The sequence below is a fragment of the Streptomyces xanthophaeus genome, assembly GCF_030440515.1.
Classification (GTDB): domain Bacteria; phylum Actinomycetota; class Actinomycetes; order Streptomycetales; family Streptomycetaceae; genus Streptomyces; species Streptomyces kutzneri.
The window spans coordinates 6,011,252-6,033,992 of record NZ_CP076543.1 but is presented as its reverse complement, the minus strand read 5'-3'; the positions used below and the strand labels follow the sequence as shown (position 1 = coordinate 6,033,992).

21 protein-coding genes and 1 pseudogene are annotated in these 22,741 nt (G+C 73.2%); 9 read left to right on the top strand and 13 right to left on the bottom strand.

Annotated features, from left to right (window positions below; all coding sequences use genetic code 11):
- Window positions 1-19: 19 nt before the first annotated feature.
- From KO717_RS26890 to KO717_RS26870, 5 genes are all read right to left on the bottom strand, one after another.
- Window positions 20-1,489 carry a hypothetical protein gene (locus KO717_RS26890; protein ID WP_301371774.1) on the bottom strand — a complete coding sequence of 490 codons (1,470 nt, stop codon included), beginning with the start codon at window positions 1,487-1,489 and terminating at the stop codon, window positions 20-22.
- Window positions 1,490-1,590: 101 nt separating this feature from the next.
- Window positions 1,591-3,000, bottom strand: coding sequence for a lysine N(6)-hydroxylase/L-ornithine N(5)-oxygenase family protein (locus KO717_RS26885; RefSeq protein ID WP_301371773.1), 1,410 nt, complete (start codon window positions 2,998-3,000; stop codon window positions 1,591-1,593).
- Entirely contained in the window at window positions 2,997-4,397 is a 1,401-nt protein-coding gene (locus tag KO717_RS26880; RefSeq protein ID WP_301371772.1) for a pyridoxal phosphate-dependent decarboxylase family protein, read from the bottom strand. The genes KO717_RS26885 and KO717_RS26880 overlap by 4 nt, the downstream gene beginning before the upstream one ends.
- A gap of 539 nt (window positions 4,398-4,936) precedes the next feature.
- Entirely contained in the window at window positions 4,937-7,474 is a 2,538-nt protein-coding gene (gene pepN, locus KO717_RS26875; RefSeq protein ID WP_301371771.1) for an aminopeptidase N, read from the bottom strand.
- A 41-nt stretch (window positions 7,475-7,515) separates the two neighbouring features.
- Window positions 7,516-7,890, bottom strand: coding sequence for a chorismate mutase (locus KO717_RS26870; RefSeq protein ID WP_301371770.1), 375 nt, complete (start codon window positions 7,888-7,890; stop codon window positions 7,516-7,518).
- 146 nt (window positions 7,891-8,036) lie between these two features.
- Between KO717_RS26870 and KO717_RS26865 the strand changes: the two genes are divergently transcribed.
- Together KO717_RS26865 and KO717_RS26860 are read left to right on the top strand one after the other, a co-directional pair.
- Window positions 8,037-8,456: a hypothetical protein gene (locus KO717_RS26865; RefSeq protein ID WP_301371769.1), complete on the top strand. Its 420-nt coding sequence runs from the start codon at window positions 8,037-8,039 to the stop codon at window positions 8,454-8,456.
- A complete protein-coding gene (locus KO717_RS26860) occupies window positions 8,453-8,791 on the top strand; it encodes a winged helix-turn-helix domain-containing protein (RefSeq protein ID WP_301371768.1) in 339 nt (112 codons plus the stop codon). Before KO717_RS26865 ends, KO717_RS26860 begins: the two co-directional genes overlap by 4 nt.
- 325 nt (window positions 8,792-9,116) lie before the next feature.
- On the opposite strand, the pseudogene KO717_RS26855 reads toward KO717_RS26860, so the two are convergent.
- Both KO717_RS26855 and KO717_RS26850 read right to left on the bottom strand, forming a co-directional pair.
- Window positions 9,117-9,519, bottom strand: a pseudogene (locus KO717_RS26855) (response regulator); the annotation flags it as partial.
- A 172-nt stretch (window positions 9,520-9,691) separates the two neighbouring features.
- Entirely contained in the window at window positions 9,692-10,444 is a 753-nt protein-coding gene (locus KO717_RS26850; protein ID WP_437184655.1) for a S1 family peptidase, read from the bottom strand.
- Window positions 10,445-10,620: 176 nt separating this feature from the next.
- Here KO717_RS26850 and KO717_RS26845 point away from each other — a divergent pair, with 176 nt between their 5' ends.
- The gene (locus KO717_RS26845; RefSeq protein WP_301371766.1) at window positions 10,621-11,517 is read left to right on the top strand and encodes a hypothetical protein; all 897 of its coding nucleotides are present in this window, start codon (window positions 10,621-10,623) and stop codon (window positions 11,515-11,517) included.
- Window positions 11,518-11,628: 111 nt separating this feature from the next.
- Window positions 11,629-12,318, top strand: a complete 690-nt coding sequence (locus tag KO717_RS26840) for an HAD family acid phosphatase (RefSeq protein ID WP_301371765.1) — start codon at window positions 11,629-11,631, stop codon at window positions 12,316-12,318.
- A gap of 322 nt (window positions 12,319-12,640) precedes the next feature.
- Here KO717_RS26840 and KO717_RS26835 read toward each other — a convergent pair whose 3' ends face one another.
- From KO717_RS26835 to KO717_RS26815, 5 genes are all read right to left on the bottom strand, one after another.
- On the bottom strand, window positions 12,641-13,915 hold the full coding sequence (locus tag KO717_RS26835) for a Gfo/Idh/MocA family protein (protein ID WP_301371764.1): 1,275 nt from the start codon (window positions 13,913-13,915) through the stop codon (window positions 12,641-12,643).
- Window positions 13,916-14,008: 93 nt separating this feature from the next.
- Window positions 14,009-14,269 carry a 2Fe-2S iron-sulfur cluster-binding protein gene (locus tag KO717_RS26830; protein ID WP_301374778.1) on the bottom strand — a complete coding sequence of 87 codons (261 nt, stop codon included), beginning with the start codon at window positions 14,267-14,269 and terminating at the stop codon, window positions 14,009-14,011.
- 40 nt (window positions 14,270-14,309) lie between these two features.
- Window positions 14,310-14,753, bottom strand: a complete 444-nt coding sequence (locus KO717_RS26825) for a VOC family protein (RefSeq protein ID WP_301371763.1) — start codon at window positions 14,751-14,753, stop codon at window positions 14,310-14,312.
- A gap of 83 nt (window positions 14,754-14,836) precedes the next feature.
- Entirely contained in the window at window positions 14,837-15,748 is a 912-nt protein-coding gene (locus KO717_RS26820) for an SDR family oxidoreductase (RefSeq protein WP_301371762.1), read from the bottom strand.
- A 1-nt stretch (window position 15,749) separates the two neighbouring features.
- Entirely contained in the window at window positions 15,750-16,514 is a 765-nt protein-coding gene (locus tag KO717_RS26815; RefSeq protein ID WP_301371761.1) for an SDR family oxidoreductase, read from the bottom strand.
- Between the two features lie 56 nt (window positions 16,515-16,570).
- On the opposite strand from KO717_RS26815, the gene KO717_RS26810 reads away from it, so the two are divergent.
- From KO717_RS26810 to KO717_RS26790, 5 genes are read left to right on the top strand one after another with little or no spacing between them, the layout of a single operon-like run.
- On the top strand, window positions 16,571-17,320 hold the full coding sequence (locus tag KO717_RS26810; RefSeq protein WP_301371760.1) for an enoyl-CoA hydratase family protein: 750 nt from the start codon (window positions 16,571-16,573) through the stop codon (window positions 17,318-17,320).
- Complete coding sequence (locus tag KO717_RS26805) at window positions 17,317-18,168, top strand: CoA transferase subunit A (protein ID WP_301371759.1); 852 nt, start codon at window positions 17,317-17,319, stop codon at window positions 18,166-18,168. The genes KO717_RS26810 and KO717_RS26805 overlap by 4 nt, the downstream gene beginning before the upstream one ends.
- The gene (locus KO717_RS26800) at window positions 18,165-18,923 is read left to right on the top strand and encodes a CoA-transferase subunit beta (RefSeq protein WP_301371758.1); all 759 of its coding nucleotides are present in this window, start codon (window positions 18,165-18,167) and stop codon (window positions 18,921-18,923) included. Before KO717_RS26805 ends, KO717_RS26800 begins: the two co-directional genes overlap by 4 nt.
- Before the next feature lie 4 nt (window positions 18,924-18,927).
- Window positions 18,928-20,010: an NAD(P)H-dependent flavin oxidoreductase gene (locus tag KO717_RS26795; RefSeq protein WP_301371757.1), complete on the top strand. Its 1,083-nt coding sequence runs from the start codon at window positions 18,928-18,930 to the stop codon at window positions 20,008-20,010.
- Window positions 20,011-20,040: 30 nt separating this feature from the next.
- On the top strand, window positions 20,041-20,973 hold the full coding sequence (locus KO717_RS26790; protein ID WP_301371756.1) for a tyrosine-protein phosphatase: 933 nt from the start codon (window positions 20,041-20,043) through the stop codon (window positions 20,971-20,973).
- An 84-nt stretch (window positions 20,974-21,057) separates the two neighbouring features.
- On the opposite strand, the gene KO717_RS26785 is transcribed toward KO717_RS26790, so the two are convergent.
- A complete protein-coding gene (locus KO717_RS26785; RefSeq protein WP_301371755.1) occupies window positions 21,058-22,740 on the bottom strand; it encodes a DEAD/DEAH box helicase in 1,683 nt (560 codons plus the stop codon).
- Window position 22,741 lies beyond the last annotated feature (1 nt).

Sequence of the window (22,741 nt, the reverse complement as noted above, 5' to 3'; positions counted from 1 at the left end):
GTCCCGGCCCCGTGTGCGTTCAGGGGGTGGTGCGGGTGAGGTGGGCGGGGACGGCGGCGTCGAGGGCGGCGACGAGTCGGTTGCCGCGGGCGACCTGGTGGGGGTGGACGTGCATGTCGCAGCCGCAGCCGGTGAGGGCGATGCGGCCGGGGCCGTCGTGGGTGAGGAGGGCGACCTCGTCGAAGCGGATGTCGTGTTCGTCGCCGTGGGCGTCGCGGGTGACCAGGCCCCAGGGGGTGAGGACGTAGCTGCCCTGTTCGTGGCGGGGGGTCCGGGCTCGGCGGAGGCGGTTCATGCGGAAGTGGGTGCCGGGGGTCGGGGGGTGCCGGTCGCCCGGGCGCCAGCAGTCGGAGTTGGGCAGGGGGGTGCTCTGGAGGGTTCTGGGCTGGAGGAAGACCTGGTGGGGTACGACGAGGACGGCGTCGGTGAGGGCGCGTTCGAGGTGGGTGCTGACGTCCTGGTGGGTGATGGCGGCGTAGCGCTCCAGGAGGGTGCGGTCGTCGAGGTGGGGGATGCCGAAGTGTTCGGTGGTGATGGCCCGTTCGAGTGAGTGCCAGTGGCCGTTCGTGCGGTTGAGGGTGGCGCGGTGGTGTGCGGTGAACGCGTCGAGTTCGTCCTGTGCGGGTCCTTCGCGGGTGAGGCGGAGGGTTTCGTGCCAGAGGATCTCGGCCGCTGTCGCTGCGTCGTCGTCGTGGAGGTCGAGGAGGAGGACGCGGTCGAAGGTGAGGCGGTCGCGGAGGAAGCGGTGGGTGGTGACGTTGTCGCTGATGCCCCTGAGGTCGCGGGCGGTGTGTTCGACGCGGCGGCGCAGGATGTGGTGGGCGGCATCGGCGGTGGGGTCGCCGGTTCCGGAGGTGAGGAGGAGGGAGGCGGTGTCGACGGGGCGGTGCTGCCAGGAGGCGGGGGTGCGGTTGGGGGGTGCGGTGCGCCGGGGTGGGGGTCCGTCGGGCAGGGGGAGGGTGAGGCCCGGGGGCGGGGGGCCGTCGAGGGCGAGGACGGCGTTGCCGCGGGTGAAGTGGCCGGCGGCGTGGGCGGCGACGGTGTCGGGGGTGATGTGGTCGTACATGGCGGGGTGGTGGTGCATGACCAGGCCGGTGGCGTGAGGGCCGTAGCGGGCGCTGAGGGGTACGGCTGCCTGGTGTTGCGGTATTCGGGCGCCGTGGATGCCGAGGAGGCGGGCGGTGTGTCCGGTGCGGTGCAGCGGGAGTTCGGAGAGGACCGCGCAGACGGTGTGCAGGAAGTCGGTGATGTCCTGGGGGGTGCCCTTGGCGTGGAAGGACGTCGTCTCGGTGTCGACCGCGCTGGTGAACTCGTGGAGGCGGTTGCCGGTGGTGGACATCACGAGGGCTTCGATGACGCGGGTGACGCCCATGGTGGGGGCGGTTTCGTCGCGGACCCCGGTCCCGAAGGAGAGCTGGGCGGTGAGGGGGCCGGGGGTGGGCGCGGACGTCCACAGGACGGTGACCCCGTCGGCACTGGTTCGCTGCATGCGGCGACCCTAATGCCGGTGGTGGGGGCGGTTTCGGGTGCCCCCTGGGGGGTGTCCGGTCGGTCGGCGCCGCGATCCCGGCCTGATCGGCAGGACACCCGCTACGGGTGCTCGACGAGGGCGAGGAGTTCGCCGGCGGGGCGGGGGCGGGTGGGTTCGCGCTGGTCGAGGCCGAAGGTGGTGAAGGCGGTGCGGGCCGGCTGGGGGTAGGGCTCTTTGCCGGTGAGGGTGTTGAGGATGGCGGCGCTGCGCCAGGCGGCGAGGCCGAGGTCGGGGGCGCCGACGCCGTGGGTGTGGCGTTCGCCGTTCTGGACGAAGATGCTGCCGGTGACGGTGGGGTCGAGGATCATCCGGTAGCGGTCGTCGATGCGGGGGCGGCCGGAGGAGTCCTTGCGCAGGTACGGGTCGAGGCCTGCGAGGAGGCTGCCGAGGGGTCGTTCCTGGTAGCCGGTGGCGAGGATGACGGCGTCGGTGGTGAGGCGGGAGCGGGTGCCCTGCTCGATGTGTTCGAGGTGGAGTTCGACCTTGGTGGTGGCGACGCGGCCGGCGGTGCGGACACTGACTCCGGGGGTGAGGACGGTGTCGGGCCAGCCTCCGTGGAGGGTGCGGCGGTAGAGCTCGGCGTGGATGGCGGCGATGGTGTCGGCGTCGATGCCCTTGTGGAGTTGCCATTGGGCGGGGACGAGCTGGTCGCGTACGGGTTCGGGGAGGGAGTGGAAGTAGCGGGTGTAGTCGGGGGTGAAGTGTTCGAGGCCGAGCTTGGAGTACTCCATGGGGGCGAAGGAGGGGGTGCGGGCGAGCCAGGTGAGGCGTTCGCGGCCGGCGGGGCGGGCGCGGAGGAGGTCGAGGAAGACTTCGGCGCCGGACTGGCCCGATCCGATGACGGTGACGTGGTCGGCGCCGAGGATGCGCGGGCGGTTGTCGAGGTAGTCGGCGGAGTGGATGACGGGGACGGTGGGGGCGTCGGCGAGGGGGCGCAGGGGTTCGGGGACGTAGGGGGCGGTGCCGATGCCGAGGGCGAGGTTGCGGGTGTAGGTGCGGCCGAGGGCTTCGGCTTCGCCGGTGGCGTCGAGTTGGGTGAAGTCGACTTCGAAGAGGTCGCGTTCGGGGTTCCAGCGGACGGCGTCGACCTGGTGGCCGAAGTGGAGTCCGGGGACGCGGTCGGCGACCCAGCGGCAGTAGGCGTCGTATTCGGCGCGGTGGATGTGGAACTGCTCGGCGAAGTAGAAGGGGAAGAGCCGTTCCTTGTGCTTGAGGTAGCTGAGGAAGCTCCAGGGGCTGGCCGGGTCGGCGAGGGTGACGAGGTCGGCGAGGAAGGGGACCTGGAGGGTGGCGCCTTCGATGAGGAGGCCGGGGTGCCAGCGGAAGTCTCGGCGCTGGTCGTAGAAGGCGGTGGCGAGTTCGCCGGCTCCTTGTCGGGGCAGGCCGTGGGCGAGGGCCGCGAGGGACAGGTTGAACGGGCCGATCCCGATTCCGACGAGGTCGTGGGGGGCGTCGAGCTGGGCGGTCATCGGTGGGTGCTGCCTTCCAGGAGGGAGATGAGCTGGTCCAGGTCCCCCGCTGTGGTGTGCGGGTTGAGCAGGGTGGCTTTGAGCCACAGGCGGCCGTCGGCGTGGGTGCGGCCGAGGACGGCGCGGCCTTGGTGCAGGAGGGTGCGGCGCAGGGTGGCGAGGTGGTCGTCGTCGGCGTGGGTGGGCCGGAAGAGGACGGTGGTGAGGGTGGGGGGTGCGTGGAGTTCGAAGCCGGGGTGGGCGTCGAGGAGCCGGGCGAGGTGGTGTGCGGTGTCGATGGTGCGGTCGATGAGTGCGGCGAGGCCGTCGCGGCCGAGGGCGCGGAGGGTGGTGGCGATCTTGAGGGCGTCGGGGCGGCGGGTGGTGCGCAGGGAGCGGCCGAGGAGGTCGGGCAGGCCGGCTTCGGTGTCGTCGGTGGCGTTGAGGTAGTCGGCCTGGTGGGCGAGGGGGGCCAGGTGGGTGGTGTCGGGGACGGCGAGGAGGCCTGCGGCGACGGGCTGCCAGCCGAGTTTGTGCAGGTCGATGGTGAGGGAGTGGGCGCGGCCGAGTCCGGCGAGTTTGTCGCGGTGGCGGGGGCTGAGGGCGAGGAGGCCGCCGTAGGCGGCGTCGATGTGGAGGTCGGCGCCGTAGCGGTCGCAGAGGTCGGCGATGCGGTGGAGGGGGTCGATGAGTCCGGCGTCGGTGGTGCCGGCGGTGGCGGTGACGAGGGTGGGGCCGGGGGTGGTGGCGAGGGCTTCGGCGAGGCGGGCGGGGTCGAGGGTGCCGGCGGGGGTGGGGATTTCGGTGGCCGGGGGCAGGCCGAGGAGCCAGGCGGCGCGGGGGACGGAGTGGTGGGCGTTGGCTCCGTGGAGGACGGTGAGGGCGGGGCCGTGGCGTTCGCGGGCGAGGAGGACGGCGAGTTGGTTGGCTTCGGTGCCGCCGGTGGTGACGAGGGCGTCGGCGTGGGGGGTGTCGTAGAACTCGGCGGCGAGGGTGCGGGTGAGGAGGGCTTCGAGGGCGGAGGCGGCGGGGGCCTGGTCCCAGGAGTCGAGGGAGGGGTTCAGGGCGCTGGCGGCGAGGTCGGCGGCGGCTGCGACGGCGAGCGGGGGGCAGTGCAGGTGGGCTGCGCAGAGGGGGTCGGCGGGGTCGGCGGCGCCGGCGGCGAGGGTGTGTACGAGGGTGCGGAGGGCTTCGTGGGGGCCGGTGCCGTGGGCGGGGAGTACACCGGCGTCGCCGAGTGCGGTGCGGACGCGGGCGGTGACGGCGGTGGGACCGCCGGCGGGGAGGGGGCCGCCGCGGTCGTGGGCGCCGGTGGTGAGGGCGTCGAGGACGGTGGCGAGGAGGGGGCGCAGGGCGTCGGGGCCGTGGGGGCCGCCGGCGAGCGGGGGCGGTGTGGGTGTGCCGGGCTGCGCGGTCATCGGGGGTCCCTCCGGGGCTGGCCGGGTGCGGTGGGAGGCACCCGGCCAGTACAACGATCAGGCCCGAATGGGGTAACCGCCGGGGTTTGTCCGGAGTCGGGGGGCCGGTCCCTGCCGGTCCCTGCCGGGGGCTGGGCGGGGGCGGGACAGGGTGCCGGCGCCGGGGGCGGGGTGCCGGGGGCGGGGTGCCGGCGCCGGGGGCGGGGTGCCGGCGCCGGGGGCGGGGTGCCGGCGCCGGGGGCGGGGTGCCGGCGCCGGGGGCGGGGTGGGGTGCCGCCCGGGACTGCATGATTTATGGCGCCCTGGGCCGAGTGGTGCGTACGGGCTGCGGGTGCGCCAACAAATCACGTTCTACGTCCCGGACAGCACCCCACCCCGCCCCCGTCACCGGCACGGCGGGAGGCCCGGCGGTGGCCCCCGGGCCGATGCCGGGGCGGGGGCCGGGGCGGGGTGTCGTCCGGGACTGCATGATGTATGGCGCCCTGCGCACCCCGCCCCCGTCACCGGCACGGCCTCGGCTTCGCGCTTTCGGCCTTCGGTCAGCTCTCGTCAGAGGACCGGACCCGGAGGGCTCGGGCGAGGTCGTCGAGTTGGTCCACCAGTTTGCGGCGCAGGAGGGGGAGGATGTCCGGGTTCGTGAGGCAGGTGTGGCCGGCCCGGAGGTTGGACTCGTCGATGGCGTACGCGGGGAACGCCCAGCGGCCGGCGGCCTCGCCGATGGCCGGGCCGCGGCGGGCGCCGAGGGCGACGGCCTCCGGGTAGTAGCGGGTGACGTACGGCGTGAGCAGTTCGGCCTGTTCGGGCTGCCAGAAGCCCTGGGCGGTGGCGCTGAAGAGGTAGTTGGACAGGGTGTCGTCGTGGAAGAGGCGGTCCCAGGCGGCGGCCTTGGCCTCGGCGGTGGGGAGGGCGGCGCGGCAGCGGGCGGCGCCTTCCTGGCCGGTGGCGCTGGTGTCGGCGGCGAGGGCGGCGTCGATCTCGGTCTCCCCGACGGCGCCGAGGACGGCGAGGCGGCCGAGGATGCGCCAGCGCAGTTCGGGGTCGAGGGCGGGGCCGCCGGGGACGGTGTCGTCGGTGAGCCAGGCGGCGATGGTGTCGGGCTGGGTGGCGCTGTCGACGAGGGTGCGTACGGCGGTCAGCCGCATGCCGGGCTCGGAGCCGTCCTCGGTGCGCCGCAGGAGGTCGCGGGCGATGGTGGTGAGGGTGGCGAGCGCGGCGGCCTGCTCTTCGGGGGCGAGGTAGCGGACGGCGACCTGGGTGCGGGCGAAGGCGAGGACGCCTTGGACGATGGCCAGGTCGTCCTCCTCGGGCAGGTGCGCGGAGGCGGTGGCCAGGTAGTCGTGGGGGTCGAGTTCGCCGTCGCGGACCATGTCGCGCAGGGCGTTCCAGACGACGGCGCGGGTGAGGGCGTCGGGGATGCCGGAGAGGCCGCGCAGGACCGTTTCGACGGAGGTTTCGTCGAGGCGGACCTTGGCGTAGGTGAGGTCGACGTCGTTGAGGACGAGGAGGGCGGGGCGGGCTCCGTTCACCGAGATGATCTCGTCGGAGGGGATGTCGAGGTCGAGGAGTTCGCGCAGTTCGAGGAAGCGGCCGTCGACGGGGTCGCGGTCGTAGACGCCGACGGCGATGTGGTGGGGGCGGCTGCCGCGGCGGTCGACGGTGAGGGTCCAGCCGGCGGGGGTGTCGGGGCGGCCCTCGGACTCCTCGATGCGGGGGGTGAGGGTGTCGATGCCGGTGGTGCGCAGCCAGATGTCGGCCCAGGCGCGGACGTCGCGTTCGGTGTGGGCGGCGAGGGAGTCGATGAAGTCGGCGAGGGAGGCGTTGGCGAACTTGTGGCGGGCGAAGTGGGTGTTGATGCCGGCCAGGAAGTCCTTCTCGCCGAGCCAGGCGACGAGTTGGCGCAGGGCGGAGGCACCCTTGGCGTAGGAGATGCCGTCGAAGTTGAGGAGGGCGGAGGCGGTGTCGGGGACGTCTTCGGGGGCGGGGGCGACGGGGTGGGTGGAGGGGCGCTGGTCGGCGTCGTAGCCCCAGGGCTTGCGGGTGACGCCGAAGTCGGTCCAGGTGTCGGTGAAGCGGGTGGCTTCGGTGAGGGTCTGGTAGCCCATGTATTCGGCGAAGGATTCGTTGAGCCAGATGTCGTCGAACCAGGCCATGGTGACGAGGTCGCCGAACCACATGTGGGCCATCTCGTGGGCGATGACCATGGCGCGGGACTGGCGTTCGGTGTCGGTGACGGCGGAGCGGAAGATGAACTCGTCGCGGAAGGTGACGAGTCCGGGGTTCTCCATGGCGCCGGCGTTGAACTCGGGTACGAAGGCCTGGTCGTAGGAGTCGAAGGGGTAGGGCTCGGTGAACTTCTCCTGGTACCGGTCGAAGCAGGCCTTGGTGATGGAGAGGATTTCCTCGGCGTCGACGTCCATGTGGGGTGCGAGGGACTGGCGGCAGTGGATGCCGAAGGGCAGTCCGGCGTGTTCGGTGCGGATGCTGTGCCACGGGCCGGCGGCGACGGCGGCGAGGTAGGTGGAGATGAGGGGGGTCGGGGCGGACTGCCAGATGGCTGCGCCGCTGTTGTCGGGGGCGGCGGCGGTGCGGGTGGTGATGCCGTTGGCGAGGACGGTCCAGTGGGCGGGGGCGGTGACGGTGAATTCGAAGACGGCCTTGAGGTCGGGCTGGTCGAAGGCGGGGAAGACCCGCTGGACGTCGTCCAGGAACATCTGGCTGTAGACGTAGGTGTGGCCGTCGGCGGGGTCGGTGAAGCGGTGCAGGCCCTCGCCGGTGCGGGAGTAGCGCATGCGGGTGTCGAGGCGCAGCTCGTGGGGGCCTTCGGTGAGGCCTTCGAGGGGGAGGCGGTCGTCGGCGAGGGTGGCCGGGTCGAGGGGGTTGCCGTCGAGGGTGGCGGAGCGCAGCTCGACGGGCTTCAGCTCGATGAAGGTGTCTGCGGCGGTGCGGGCGGTGAACCTGACGACGGTGGTGGAGTCGAAGGTCTCGTCGTCGCCGGTGAGGTCGAGGGTGACGGCGTAGTGCTGGACGTCGAGGAGCTGGGCTCGGAGCTGCGCTTCGTTGCGCGTCAGTGCGGACATGGGGCCCATGCTGCCCCAGTGGGCGGCCGGACCCCGGTCTTCTACTCTTCGCCCGCAGCGATCGTCTCGTGGTGGCGGATGACCTCGGCGATGATGAAGTTGAGGAGCTTCTCGGCGAAGGCGGGGTCGAGCTTGGCGTTCTCGGCGAGCTGGCGCAGGCGGGCGATCTGGCTGGCTTCGCGACCCGGGTCGGCGGGGGGCAGCTGGTGCCTGGCCTTGAGGTGGCCGACCTGCTGGGTGCACTTGAAGCGTTCGGCGAGCATATGGACGACGGCGGCGTCGATGTTGTCGATGCTGTCGCGCAGGCGCGCGAGTTCGGCGGTGACGCTCTCGTCGATGCCTGCGGCGTCGTCGGCCGCGCCCGTGCCCGTGCCGATGCCGGTGCCGGTGCCGTTGTCGAGGTCGCTGATGTTCATGGTTCCCGAGAATACGTGGCGGCGGCCGTCGGTTCCTCTGGCAGTCGGCCTGTGAGACGGCAACCCGACACTTGCCAGAATGGAAAGTACTCGCCATAGTGGAAATCAACTGGGGACGGTCATCCGTGTGCGAGCGAGGGGGAACCATGCAGGAGTCGGCGAAGGCGGTCGGGGCGTTGGGCCGGGCGGCGGGTCTGGAGCAGGCGGCGCGGCGGCGCAGTGGCTGGTACGCGCGCTACCTGTGGGTGTTCGCGGCCGGGCAGCTGGTGCTCGTACCGATCGCCGTGCTGTGGCAGGGGCCGGTCTCGGGGGCGGTGTTCGCGGTGACCAACGGGCTGCTGGTGACCGGGCTGAGCGTGTACGCGGCGCGGCAGCGCGTGGTGCGGCGGGGGTTCGGTGTGAAGCACGGGGTGCTGGTGGGTTCCTGGGCGGTGGTGTTCGCCCTGTCGATCACGCTCGGGACCGCGGCGTTCGGCCACGGCGTGCCGTTCGCGGTGGCGGCCGCGCTGGCGTGTGCGCTGCCGCTGGCCGTCGGCGCCTGGACCGAGACGAGGGGTGCGGCATGACGGACGAACCGGCCACGGGCCCGGGGGCGGACGCGAAGCGGGGCGGGCATCCGCGGCACGACCTCGCGCCGCTGCTCAATGCGCCCGTACGGCTGTCGGTGGTGGCGGCGCTGGCTCCGCTGGACAAGGCCGAGTTCGGTTTCGTACGGGACCTGGTCGAGGTCTCGGACTCGGTGCTGTCCAAGCAGGTCGCGGCGCTGGAGGAGGCGGGCTGGGTGGAGGTCGGCAAGGGCCGGGTGGGGCGGCGTCCGCGCACCTGGCTCTCGCTGACCGCCGAGGGCCGGGCGGTCTACCAGCGGCATCTGGCCGCGCTGCGGGCCATCGCGCTGGGTTAGGGACGGCTCCCTAGGGCGTCCAGGTCGAGTGCGGCGGGGCGGCCGGGACGGTGCGCAGGGTGACCCGTACCGGCCCGGGGCGGCGTCCCGGGCCGGTACGGCCATGCAGCCAGGTCACGGCGGCGGCGAACCGGGTGGCCCCGGGCGACCCCGAGTCCCAGCGTGTGTGGCTGCCGCGGCTGCCTGCGGCGGCGGCCCTTCCAGCCCCGCCGGCGTTTGAGGCGCGGGGTCCGGGGCGGAGCCCCGGGAGGCCCAGGCGCAGCCGGCCCGCGCCTGCGCACCCGTACCCGCACGTGCCCCCGGCTTCGGGCGCCGGCGGGGCTGGGGTGGGAGCCGGGATCGGGGCCGGGGTGCGCGGGGCCGTTTCGCGCAGGAGGCGGACCGTGATGGCGGGTGGGGGTGGGGGTGGGACGAGGGAGTCGCCGAGGCTGCCGCCCGGGCCGCTTCAACCGGCATGGCCGGGCCGGCGTCCTTCAGGAGGAAGCCGGACGCTCCGCCGTGGAGCGCCGCGTGGACGTACTCGTCGAGGCCGAAGGTGGTGACGATGACGATGTGCGGTGGGCCGGGGTTGCCGGACAGGCGGCGGGTGACTTCGAGGCCGTCGAGTCCGGGCATGCGGATGTCGAGGGGCAGGACGTCCGGCCGGTGTCCGGTCGGCTCTCCAGGATCATCCGGAATCCGGTTCCGACCCTCTCCTGGTCGTCCGCGATGACCACTCGGATCGGCATGCGCCACCTGCCCCGCTGTCGCCCGCTGCCGCCACCGGTCGCGTCCCGTGGGACCGGGGTGCGGGCCGGGCGCCGCGAGTCCGGCCTGACCGGCCAGACACCCGCTCGCCCTTCCGGCCGGTGGGTGACCGGCCGGAAGGGCGAGCGGGACGAGCGGGACGAGCGGGTGGAGCTACATGCCTGCCGCGGCGCTCTTGATCGCGGCGGCGAAGGTGGAGACCTCGGTGTAGACGCCGGGGTAGTTCGGCCGGGCGCAGCCTTCGCCCCAGCTGACGATGCCGACCTGGATCCAGGCGTTGTTGTTGTCGCGGCGGAACATGGGGCCGCCGGAGTCGCCCTGGCAGGTGTCGACGCCACCCTGGGGCAGGCCGGCGCAGATCTCCTCGCCGGGGACGAGGTCGCTGCCGTACGAGCTCTGGCAGCTGGCGTCGGAGACGAAGGGAACGTTGGCCTTCAGGAGGTAGCGCTGCTGGCCGCCGCCTTCGCGGGCGGCGCCCCAGCCGGCGACGGTGAAGGTGCCGTTGTCGTAGGCCTTGGTGTCCGCGATCTTGAGGGTGGGCAGGTTGATGGGCTTGGCGAGCTTGATGAGGGCCCAGTCCTTGCCCTTGCCGTTGTAGCCGGGGGCCTGGAGGACCTTGGTGGACTTGACCTTGATGGCGCTGGAGCTGTTGAGGTCGACGACTCCGGCGGTGGCGGTGATGGAGGTGTTGTTGCCGGAGCCGCTCACACAGTGGGCGGCGGTGAGGACGATCTGCTGGGTGTACAGGGCGCCGCCGCAGCCCATGGAGAGGCGCACCATGAAGGGGAACTCGCCCTGGGCGGCTCGGGTGCCGCCGACGACGGGTGCCGGGCCGGCGGTGGCGGTGCCGGGCTGGAGGCTGACGGCTGCGAGGGCGACCGCGCCGACGGCGAGGGAGCGCTTCATCAACTGCACAAGGGTGGTCACAGTCAACACACTGCCTTTCGTGGGGGGTTGGGCCGTGCGTGCGCGTCATCGGGTGAATGACGGGTCCATGACACAACAGGCGTGTGGTGGACATCAAGAAGGCAATTTCGGCCAACTCCCGTCCAGACGGCAGGGATTGCGGTAAGGAGGGCCCGGTGACGGAGAACAGGGCGCCCGGCAGCCCCATCGAGCACGGATTTCCGCATCTGGCGACCGTGCGCGCCTCGATCACCGCGCTCTTCCGCCGGCTGTCGGCCGATGGGATCCGCGCCTACGACACGAGCTTCGCCCCCGCCGACGCCGCCTTCGACGCCACCGACGACCTCCACCTGGGCGCCCAGCGGGTGGCCGCCGCGACCGTGCGCGCGCTACGGCTGCCCGACGCGCGCATCGTGGTCTCCTTCCGGGCGATGGAGCAGGCCGCCACCGTGGAACTGGCCGCGGGCCCCGAGTACTTCGTCGAGGTCAACGACCGCTTCCGCACCCACCGCCGCGACCTGGCGGCCGCCCTCGCGCACGAGGTGGCCCACGTCCTGCTGCACCGCCTGGACCTGCGCTTCCCCGGCACCGCGGAGAACGAGATCCTCACCGACACCGCCGCCGCGTATCTGGGGGCGGGCTGGCTGCTCCTGGACGCCTACCGCGAGGACGCGCTGACCCACCAGCGGTTCGGCTACCTCACGCCGGAGGAGTTCGGCTACGTCCTCGCCAAGCGCGCCGCACTGTTCGGCGAGGACCCCGCCCCCTGGTTCACCAGCCCCCAGGCGTACGAGGCCTACGTGCGCGGGCGCGCGCTGGCCGGGCGCGACCACCGCCGGGCCCCGCTGACGGCCGCCGGGCCGCTGGCGCGGCGACGGTACGCGAAGGCGCGGCGCACCGGGGCCGACCCCGCCGACGGCTCGGCGTACCGCTTCGAACAGCAGGGGGAAGGCGCCGGGTTGCGGGTGAGCTTCCCGTGTCCGGTGTGCGCGCAGCGGCTGCGGGTGCCGGTGCGCGGGCGGCTGCGGGCCCGGTGCGGGCTGTGCCGCACCGTCCTCGACTGCACCACCTAGATCATTCATCACGCGGCCACGAAAAGTTTCCTACCGGCCAGTAGACATGGGTTCGATTCTCGCCAACTCTGGTCACGTACATGCCAACTCGTGACCGAGGGAGCGCCCCCCATGCGCAGCACCCGCCGCACCCGTATGCCCCGTACCGCCGCCGCCGGAGTGGCCGCGGCCGCCGCCGTCCTGACGCTGGTTCCGGCCACCGCCGCCCAGGCCGCGCCCGTCCCGGCGCCCGCGCCCGTGTCCGCACCCGCGTCCGCGTCTGCGGCCGCCTCGGCGCCCGGCGGCAACGCCGCGATCCTCGGCATCGACTACGCCACCTGGCAACGGGACGTCGCCGCCGTGATCGACGCGGCCCGGCCCGCCATCGAGGCGCGCATCGCCGCCTCGCCCGCCGGTGAGAAGCCCGCCCTCGTCCTCGACATCGACAACACCTCGCTGGAGACGGACTTCCACTGGTTCTGGACCTTCCCGACCCCCGCGATCGCCAAGGTCCGCGCGCTGACCCAGTACGCGCACGACCGCGGCGTGGCGATCTTCTTCGTCACCGCCCGCCCCGGGATCATCCACTCCCTCACCGAGCGCAACCTCAAGGCCGTGGGCTACCCGGTCTCGGGGCTCTACGTCCGTGACCTGCCCGACCTGTTCGAGCAGGTCAGCGCCTACAAGACGGACAAGCGGGCCGAGATCGAGGCGCGCGGCTACACGATCATCGCCAACATCGGCAACAGCCCGACCGACCTCGTCGGCGGTCACGCGGAGCGCACCGTCAAGCTGCCGGACTACAACGGCAAGCTCTCCTGACCTGAGAGCTGCGGCCCCGGGGCGGCGGGCCGTGCGGGCCCGCTGTGTCCTCGTGCCGGGGAGAGCGTGAACTGGCCCGGCCGGGACCGGCCGTTCCGGCCTGCGCGCGGGCCGTGTGGCGCGAGCTGGACGGGCCGGGACGGGCCGGCCGGGCGGCGGCCGCGCGGCCTCGGGACCCCCGGCCGGAGGTCTCGGAGCAGGAATTGGACAACATGATGGGCTGGTTGCGGTTCAGCGAGTGGATGTAGCGGGTAGTCATATCCCACCGCAAGAAACGAAGACCCGGTCCCGACCCCTCGCCAGGGGGCCGGGCCCGCTTCGTTTACGGGTCCTGGACGGGCGGCGGCCCCACCGGCTCCACCGTGCCGGAGCAGCGGGCCCGTTCGGCGGCCAGGACCGTCAGGTGGCTGGTGAGCGATTCCCGCGGACCGGACCTGACCAGGCCGGGATCGCCGGTGGCGACGGCGGCGACGAAGGCGTCCATGAGGCCGGCGTCGCCTCCGCCGTGGCCGCCCGCGGCCTCCATCGGCCCGCCCGCGCCGATGGCCACCTGCTCCTCGGTGCGGGTCAGGAAGTCGTAGACCGTGATCGTGCGGCCGTCGCCCCGCAGTTCGCCGCGGGTTCCGAAGATCCGGGTGTGGCGGTCCGCCTGCTCGGTGAAGGCGGTCATGGTGAAGGTGGCCGTCGCCCCCGAGTCGAACTCCATGGCCACCACCTGATGGTCGACGACGTCGTTGTCGCAGGCGTACACGCACCGCCCGTAGGGCCCCTCCCGCAGCGCGGTCTCCAGGGCCCGCGGGGTGAACTCGTCGATCAGCACACTCAGCGGCCAGCGGTGGCGGCCGTCGGCCAGCCTGTCGCCGTACTCGCGTGCCGCGGAGTACGGGCAGTCCGGCTCGACCGTGCAGTCCAGGCAGCGGTCCGCCGCACCCGCCGGCCTGTTCTCGGGCCGGAAGTGCGAGAGGCGGCCGAAGCTGGAGACCCGTACGGGCGGGCGCCCCAGCACGTACTGGAGCCAGTCCAGGTCGTGGCAGGACTTGGCCATCAGCATGGTCGTCGCCTCGTCGGCGCGCCGCCAGTTGCCCCGTACGAACGAGTGGGCCTGGTGCCAGAAGCCGACCGGCTCCAGGTGCTGGACGCTCACGATGTCGCCGATGCGGCCGGAGTCGACGACGTCCTTGAGGGTCTGCGTGTAAGACGTGTAGCGCAGGACGTGCCCGACGGAGAGGATGACGCCGGCCCGCTCGACGGCGTCGACGATGCGCCGGCACTCGTCCTCCGTGAGGGCCATCGGCTTCTCCAGCATGATGTGGTAGCCGAGCGCCGCGAACGCGAGGACCGGCTCCAGGTGGTCGCGGTCCAGGGTGCAGACGAGCACCGCGTCCGCGATCCGTCCGAGGGCGGCGAGCTCCCGCCAGTCGCCGAGCACGTGGTGGGGGTCGATGCGGTGGGCGGCGGCGAGCCGCTCCCGCCGGGGCGCGCGCGGTTCGGCGACCGCGACCACCCGGGCCCGGTCCGGATGGGCCAGGGCCCATCCGGCGTGGCCGCTCCCCCGGTCCCCCGCCCCGACGACGGCGAGCGTGATGGTGTCGGACATGGGCCCAGCCCCGCTTCCCGAACCGATTGCCGTGCGCAGCGAGCGCTTCCCCCGGAGAAGCTAGCGGCCGCGCGTCCTGCCGGACACCCCCCTTCACCCGTACGTGATCCGCACGGCGGGGCCGAGCGGGAGGGCCTGGCAGGCCAGGACGTAGCCCTCGGCCAGGTCCGTCCCGTCGAGGACCTCGTTACGGGTCATCTCCACCTCGCCCTCGGCGACCCGGCAGCAGCAGGCGCTGCAGGCGCCCTCCCGGCAGGAGTACGGAGCGGGGATCCCTGCGGGGTGCCGCCGGGCCGGGGCACGGTGTGCACGGTCGGGATGGGCTCGGCCCTGGAGATGCCCGGCCTGGAGCAGCCCGGGCCGGGCGGCGGCGCCGGGGCCTGAGTCCGGCCCCTCACCCGCCCGCGCTGGGCGGGGCCGCGACGTTCAGCTGCCAGGAGACGCCGAAGCGGTCGTTCACCCAGCCGAACCGGTGGCTGAATCCGTACGAGCCCAGGGGCATCAGCTCCTGGCCCTGTTCGGCGAGCGCGCGGTAGAGGCGGTCGATCTCGGCGTCGTCCTCGCACTGGACGTACAGCGACACCGCGGGCGTGAAGCCGAACGCGTGCTGGGCCGGGCTGTCGATGCACATGAGCTGCTGTCCGGCCAGGGAGAAGGTCGCGTGGCGCACGGTTCCCGCGGGCCCGGCCCCGGGTCCGGTTTCGTCGGGGCCGTAGCGGCTGACGGCGAGCACCTCGGCGTCGTCGAACAGCGAGACGTAGAAGCTCATGGCTTCCTCGGCCCGCCCCTCGAACATCAGAAACGTGGTGATCTTCTGCGGGGTCGGCGTGTCGGCCATCGTCGGTTCGTGTCCCTTCGGCTCTTGTCCCGGACCAGGAACCTTAGCCTCCGCCCCCGCCGCCGGGACCGGACCCGGGGCGGCTACCGCGCGCCGTACACCGGCAGCGGAGCCTGCGCCGCCGCGAGGAGTTCCAAGGTGGCCGCCCCCGCCTCCGCCGGGGTCCAGCGTGCGCCCCGGTCCGCCGTGGGGCCCGGCCGCCAGCCCTCCATCACGGTGATCCGGCCGCCCTCCGCCTCGAAGACCCGGCCCGTGACCCCCGCCGAGGCGTCCGCCCCCAGCCACACCACCAGCGGGGAGACGTTCTCCGGGGCCATGGCGTCGAAGCCGCCCGCCTCGGGGGCGGCCATGGTCTCTGCGAAGGTCCGCTCCGTCATCCGGGTCCGCGCCGCCGGGGCGATCGCGTTGACCTGGACCCCGTAGCGGCCCATCTCCTCCGCGGCGACCATCGTCAGGCCGAGGATCCCGGCCTTGGCCGCGCTGTAGTTGCCCTGGCCGACCGAGCCGAGCAGTCCGGCCCCGGAGGAGGTGTTGACCACGCGGGCGGCCACGGGCCGGCCCGCCTTGGCCTCCGCCCGCCACCACGCGGCCGCCGACCGCAGCGGCAGGAAGTGGCCCTTCAGGTGGACCCGCATGACCGCGTCCCAGTCGTCCTCGTCCAGGTTGACCAGCATCCGGTCCCGCAGGAAGCCCGCGTTGTTGACGAGGGTGTCCAGGCGCCCGAAGGTGTCCACGGCCGCCGTCACCAGGGAGGCCGCGCCCTTGGACGTGGCGATGTCCCCGCCGTGCGCGAGCGCCTTTCCGCCCAGCGCCTCGATCTCGGCGACCACCTGGGCCGCCGGGCCGTCCGGCCCCGGCAGCCCGTCGAGCCCGACCCCGAGGTCGTTCACGACGACCTTCGCCCCCTCCGCCGCGAAGGCCAGCGCATGGGCCCGCCCCAGCCCCCGCCCCGCGCCCGTCACGATCACGACCCGACCTTCACACAGTCCCGCCATCTCAGCTCTCCTTGTTGACAGTTGCCGCATCCAGGAACGCCGGGCGCTCCCCGCCGCCGTGCACCAGCAGGCTCGCCCCGCTCACGTACGCCGCCCGGTCCGAGGCCAGGAACACCGCGGCCCCGCCCACGTCCGAGGGTTCCGCCAGCCGTCCCAGCGGGACGGTGGCGCCGACCGACGCGATGCCGGCCTCGTCGCCGTAGTGCAGGTGGGCCAGTTCGGTCCGCACCATGCCGAGGAGGAGGGAGTTGACCCGTACGTCGGGGGCCCATTCGACGGCCATGGACCGGGCCAGGTTCTCCAGCCCTGCCTTGGCGGCGCCGTAGGCGGCCGTCCCCGGCGAGGGGCGGGTCCCGCTGACGCTGCCGATCATGACCACCGAGCCCCGCGCTTCGCGCAGCCAGGGGTAGGCCGCGAGCGAGGCGGTCATCGGCGCGAGCAGGTTGAGCTCGACGACGCGTGCGTGGCGCTGTGCCTCGCCCTCGCCCAGCAGCCGGTACGGGGTGCCGCCCGCGTTGTTGACCAGGCAGTCGAGTTGCCCGTACCGGTCGGCGACCGTGCCGAAGAACGTGTGCACGGCGGCGGGATCGCGCAGGTCGACCGGGATGAAGGCGGCCGTCCGGCCGTCCGCCGCCACCTCCTGGTCCGGTGGCCGCCGGGCGCAGACGACCACGTCCGCGCCGGCCGCGAGGAACGACCGGGCGATCCCGGCGCCGACGCCCCGGGTCCCTCCGGTGACGACGACAACCCTCCCGTCGAGCTCCATAGGCTGCTACCTTCCTCACCTAACAAATGTTTGGTGGAAAGGTAGCTGATCCGCTCATGGGTGTCTCCACCTCAAGCCCCGACAAGGGCATCGCACTCGTCACAGTCGACTTCCCACCCGTCAACGCGCTCCCGGTGCAGGGCTGGTACGACCTCGCCGACGCCCTGCGGGCGGCCGGACGCGACCCCGAGATCCGGTGCGTCGTCCTCGCCGCCGAGGGCCGCGGTTTCAACGCCGGCGTCGACATCAAGGAGATGCAGCGCGACACCGGACACGCCGCCCTGGTCGGCGCCAACCGGGGCTGCTACGAGGCCTTCGCCGCCGTGTACGAGTGCGAGGTGCCGGTCGTCGCGGCCGTGAACGGGTTCTGCCTGGGCGGCGGCATCGGGCTCGTCGGCAACGCCGACGCGATCGTCGCCTCCGAGGACGCCACCTTCGGGCTGCCCGAGCTGGACCGGGGCGCGCTCGGCGCCGCCACCCACCTGGCGCGGCTGGTCCCGCAGCACCTGATGCGCGCGCTGTACTACACCTCGCGCACCGCGACCGCCGCCGAACTGCACGCCCACGGCTCGGTCTGGAAGGTGGTCCCGCGCGGCGAACTGCGCGCCGCCGCCCTGGAGCTGGCCGCCGAGATCGCGAAGAAGGACGGCTACCTGATCCGGCTCGCCAAGGCGGCCATCAACGGGATCGACCCCGTGGACGTGCGCCGCAGCTACCGCTTCGAGCAGGGCTTCACCTTCGAGGCCAACCTCAGCGGGGTGGCCGACCGGGTCCGCGACACCTTCGGGAAGGGAGAGCGCGCATGACCGACAAGTCCATGACCCCCGAGGAGGTCGTCGGGCAGCTGCACAGCGGGATGACCATCGGCATCGGCGGCTGGGGATCCCGGCGCAAGCCCATGGCCCTGGTGCGCGCACTGCTCCGGTCCGAGATCACCGATCTCACCGTGATCTCCTACGGCGGCCCCGACGTCGGCCTGCTGGCCGCCGCCGGCCGGATCCGCAGACTGGTCGCCCCCTTCGCCACCCTCGACTCCATCCCGCTGGAGCCGCACTTCCGGGCCGCCCGCGAGCGCGCCGCCTTCACCCTCACCGAGCTCGACGAGGCCATGTTCATGTGGGGCCTGCACGCCGCCGCCAACCGGCTCCCCTTCCTCCCCGTCCGCGCGGGCCTCGGCTCCGACGTGATGCGGGTCAACCCGGAGCTGCGCACGGTCACCTCCCCCTACGACGACGGCGAGGAGCTCGTCGCCGTCCCCGCCCTGCGCATGGACGCCGCCCTGGTCCACCTCAACCGCGCCGACCGCCTCGGCAACGCCCAGTACCTGGGCCCGGACCCCTACTTCGACGACCTCTTCTGCGAGGCCGCCGACGCCGCCTACGTCTCCTGCGAACAGCTCGTCGAGACCGCCGAGCTCTCCAAGTCCGGCCCCCCGCAGTCCCTCCTCGTCAGCCGGCACTCCGTGACCGGGGTCGTGGAGACCCCGAACGGCGCGCACTTCACCTCCTGCGTCCCCGACTACGACCGCGACGAGGCCTTCCAGAAGCTGTACGCGGCCACCCCCTGGGACGAGTTCGCCGACCGCTTCCTGTCCGGGGCGGGCGAGCACGACTACCAGCTGGCGGTCCGGACCTGGCACGAGGAGCAGCAGTGACGACCACCGACGCCACCAGCACCGCGCCCCGCACCGTCTCCCGCGCCGAGTATTGCGTGATCGCCTGCGCCGAGGCCTGGCGCGGCAACGGCGAGGTGCTCGCCAGCCCGATGGGCCTGATCCCCTCCTTCGGGGCCCGGCTCGCGAAGCGGACCTTCTCCCCCGACCTGCTGCTGACCGACGGCGAGGCGATGCTCGTCGGGCTCGACGGCACGGCCGAGGGCTGGCTCCCGTACCGGCGCCACCTGACGATGGTCACCGGCGGCCGGCGGCACGTGATGATGGGCGCCAGCCAGATCGACCGGTTCGGCAATCAGAACATCTCGTGCATCGGCGACTGGGAGCGGCCGGCCCGCCAGCTCCTCGGGGTGCGCGGCGCCCCCGTGAACACCCTGAACAACCCGGTGAGCTACTGGGTGCCCAAGCACTCGAAGCGGGTGTTCGTCGAGCGCGTCGACATGGTCAGCGGGGTCGGCTACGACCGTGCGGAGGCGGCCGGGGTGACCCGCTTCCACCGTCTCCCCCGGGTGGTCAGCGATCTCGGCGTCCTCGACTTCGCCGGGCCCGGCCACGCGATGCGGCTGGTCTCCGTGCACCCCGGGGTCACCGTCGAGGAGGTCCGGGCCGCCACCGGGTTCGAGCTGGCCGCCGCCGGGGAGGTCCCGTACACGCGGGAGCCGACGCCGGACGAGCTGCGGCTGATCCGCGAGGTGATCGACCCCAAGGGGCTGCGCGACCGCGAAGTGCGGGGCTGATCCGATGGAGACGGCATTCACGAAGCTGGTCGGTGTCGAGCACCCGATCGTGCAGACGGGCATGGGCTGGGTCGCCGGCCCCCGCCTGGTGTCGGGCGCGGCCGACGCGGGGGCGCTGGGCATCCTGGCCTCGGCCACGATGACGCTGGACCAGCTGCGTGCGGCGGTGAGCGAGGTCAAGTCCCGCACGCCGGACGGGACCCCCTTCGGGGTCAATCTGCGGGCGGACGCCGGGGACGCGGCCGAGCGCGTCCAGCTGATCATCGACGAGGGGGTGCGGGTCGCCTCGTTCGCGCTGGCGCCCTCCAAGGAGCTGATCGGGCGGCTCAAGGACGCGGGCGTGGTCGTCATCCCGTCGATCGGGGCGCGGCGGCACGCCGAGAAGGTGGCCGCGTGGGGCGCCGATGCGGTGATCGTGCAGGGCGGCGAGGGCGGCGGTCACACGGGGGAGGTGGCCACGACGGTGCTGCTGCCGCAGGTCGTGGACGCCGTGGACATCCCGGTGATCGCGGCGGGCGGCTTCAGCGACGGGCGCGGGCTGGTCGCCGCGTTGGCGTACGGGGCCGCGGGCATCGCCATGGGCACCCGGTTCCTGCTGACCTCGGACTCGACCGTCCCGGACGCCGTGAAGGCCGAGTACCTGAAGGCCACGGTCAAGGACGTCACCGTCACCACGGCCGTCGACGGGCTGCCGCACCGCATGCTGCGTACCGAGCTGGTCGACTCCCTGGAGCGTGCGGGCCGCGCCCGGGCCCTGGTCCGGGCGGTCCGGCACGCGGCCGGCTTCCGGAAGCTGTCCGGGCTGAGCTGGCCGCAGATGGTCCGCGACGGTCTCGCGATGAAACACGGCAAGGACCTGTCCTGGAGCCAGGTCCTGCTCGCCGCGAACACCCCGATGCTCCTCAAGGCGTCCATGGTCGAGGGCCGTACGGACCTCGGCGTCATGGCATCGGGCCAGGTCGCGGGGGTGATCGACGATCTTCCGTCCTGTGCGGAGCTCGTCTCCCGCGTCATGGCCGAAGCACAACAGGCACTGGAAGCACTCGAAGCACTGCACTCGCTCCGCACCCTGCCACCACCAGGGTGATCCCCCTTCTCCGTCACAGGAGTCGCCCCTATGAGCCGTGCCCGCATCCGCCTGGCGAGAGCGGCGGGCGCCGCCGCTCTCGCCGTCGGGACCCTGCCCGCCTCCGCGTACGCGGCGGCGGCGCCCGGAGCCGGGGTCAGCGCCCGGCACCACCAGCAGCAGCAAGCCGAAACGATTCGCCAGATCCCCCTCCAGGGCGCCGTCAACCTCCGGGACATCGGCGGCTACCGCACCTGGACCGGCGGCCAGGTCCGCCAGGGGCTGGTCTACCGCTCCGACGCGCTGAGCAAGCTGACCGACGCCGACGTCACCACCGTCACCGGTCTCGGCCTCACGAAGGTCGTCGATTTCCGCATTCCGATGGAGCTCCAGTACGACGGCGCCGACCGGCTGCCCACCGGGCTCTCCCCCACCTCGCGCGCCGTCAGTGACCTCGGCCTCTACGGAACCCTCGTCGGCGCGATCGGCAGCGGCGATCCCGTCGTCCAGGAGCAGATGCTCGGCGGCGGCCGCGCCGAGGCCTACATGCGCGACATCTACCGCACCTTCGTGAGCAGCCCCGAGAACCGGGCGCAGTTCGCGGCGACCCTGCGGGAGATCGCCGACGGCCGGCAGGGCCCGGTCCTGTACCACTGCACGTCCGGCAAGGACCGGACCGGCTGGATGAGTTACGTCCTGCTGCGCGCCCTCGCCGTCCCCGAGGACACCGCGGAGCGCGACTACCTGGCGTCGAACACCTTCCGCGGCGCCTACGACGCCCGGGTGCGGGCGGGCCTCAAGCAGTCGGGCCGGATGCAGAACCCGGACCTGCTGATCCCGCTCCAGGAGGTCCGCCAGGACTACCTGGACGCGGCGACGGCGCAGCTGGAGGCCGACTACGGCAGCTTCTACGGCTACCTGACCCAGGGCCTCGGCCTGGATCTGCGGACCCTGGCGAAGCTGCAGGCCAAGATGGTCCGGTAGCGGCGGCGGCAGCGCAGCGGACAGCACGACGCCGGGCAGCGCTTCCCGCGCTGCCCGGCGTCGTCGTGTGTGTGCGGTGAGGGGTCAGACCGCCCGGCGGCGGCCCTGGCCCCCGGAGCCGACCCGGCTGCGCGAGGAAGCCGCGGCCGCACCGCCGCCGGCGGCGCCCGTCCCGCGCCGGCCGCGCTCGCCGGAGCCGCCGGCCGCCGCGCCGCCGCCCTGGCCGCCGCGCCGGGCCTGGCCCGAACCGGAGGCCGCCGGGGCCTGCCCGGAGGCGCCCCCGCCGGAACGGCGGCTACGACCGCCGGCCGCCGGAGCGCCGCCCGTGGCGGCACCGGTGCGCGGCCCGCCGCCCGAGCGGCGGCGCGCGCCGGAGCCCGCACCGGAGCCGGAACGCTGCTTGGGCGCGGTCGGCTGCGGAACCTCCAGCACGACCGGGATGCCCGAAGGCTCCTTGGCGCCGGTCAGCCGGGCCAGTTCCTCGTCGGAGGACTTGATCTGCGCGGTGCGCGGGGAGATCCCGGCGTCCGACATCAGCCGGGTCATGTCCCGCTTCTGGTCGGGGAGGACCAGGGTGACCACGCTGCCGGACTCGCCGGCCCGGGCGGTACGGCCGCCGCGGTGCAGGTAGTCCTTGTGGTCGGTGGGCGGGTCCACGTTGACGACCAGGTCGAGGTCGTCGATGTGGATGCCGCGGGCCGCGACGTTGGTGGCGACCAGCGCGGTGACCTCGCCCGTCTTGAACCAGTCGAGGGTGCGGTTGCGCTGCGGCTGGGAGCGGCCGCCGTGCAGGCCGGAGGCGCGTACGCCGTCCGCCAGCAGCTTCTTGACCATGCGGTCGACCCCGCGCTTGGTGTCGACGAACATGATCACCCGGCCGTCGCGAGCGGCTATACGCGTCGCCACGGCCTTCTTGTCGGTCTCGTCCATGACGTACAGGACGTGGTGCTCCATGGTGGTGACCGCACCGGCCGACGGGTCGACGGAGTGGCCGACCGGGTCGGTCAGGAACATCTTGACGAGCTTGTCGATGTTCTTGTCCAGCGTCGCCGAGAACAGCATCCGCTGACCGCCGGCCTCGACCTGCTTGAGCAGCGCCGTGACCTGCGGCATGAAGCCCATGTCGGTCATCTGGTCGGCCTCGTCGAGGACGGTGATCGAGACCTGCGAGAGGTCGGCGTCACCGCGGTCGATGAGGTCCTTCAGGCGGCCGGGGGTGGCGACGAGCACCTCGGCGCCGCGGCGCAGGGCGCCCGACTGCCGGTTGATCGACATGCCGCCGACGACGGTCGCGATGCGCAGGTTGACGGCCGTGGCGTACGGGGCCAGGGCGTCGGTGACCTGCTGCGCGAGCTCACGGGTCGGTACGAGGACCAGCGCGAGCGGCGCCTTCGGCTGCGCGCGGCGGCCGGCGGTACGGGCCAGCAGCGCCAGGCCGAAGGCCAGCGTCTTGCCGGAGCCGGTACGGCCGCGGCCGAGCAGGTCACGGCCGGCGAGGGAGTTCGGCAGCGTCGCGGCCTGGATCGGGAACGGCTCGGTGACGCCCTGGGCGGCGAGGGTCTTCAGCAGCGCCTCGGGCATGTCCATGTCCCCGAACGACTCGACCGGCGGCAGCGCCGGGGCGATCGGCTCGGGCATGGTGAATTCCTGGGGCCGGGCAACGGGCGCGGACTTCTGCCGTCCCGCGCCAGACTTCGGACGCCCCTGGGCCGCACCTCGACCCCGGGTGGGGCGGCGGCTGGGTCGTGCGGAGCTGGAGCTGGTCATG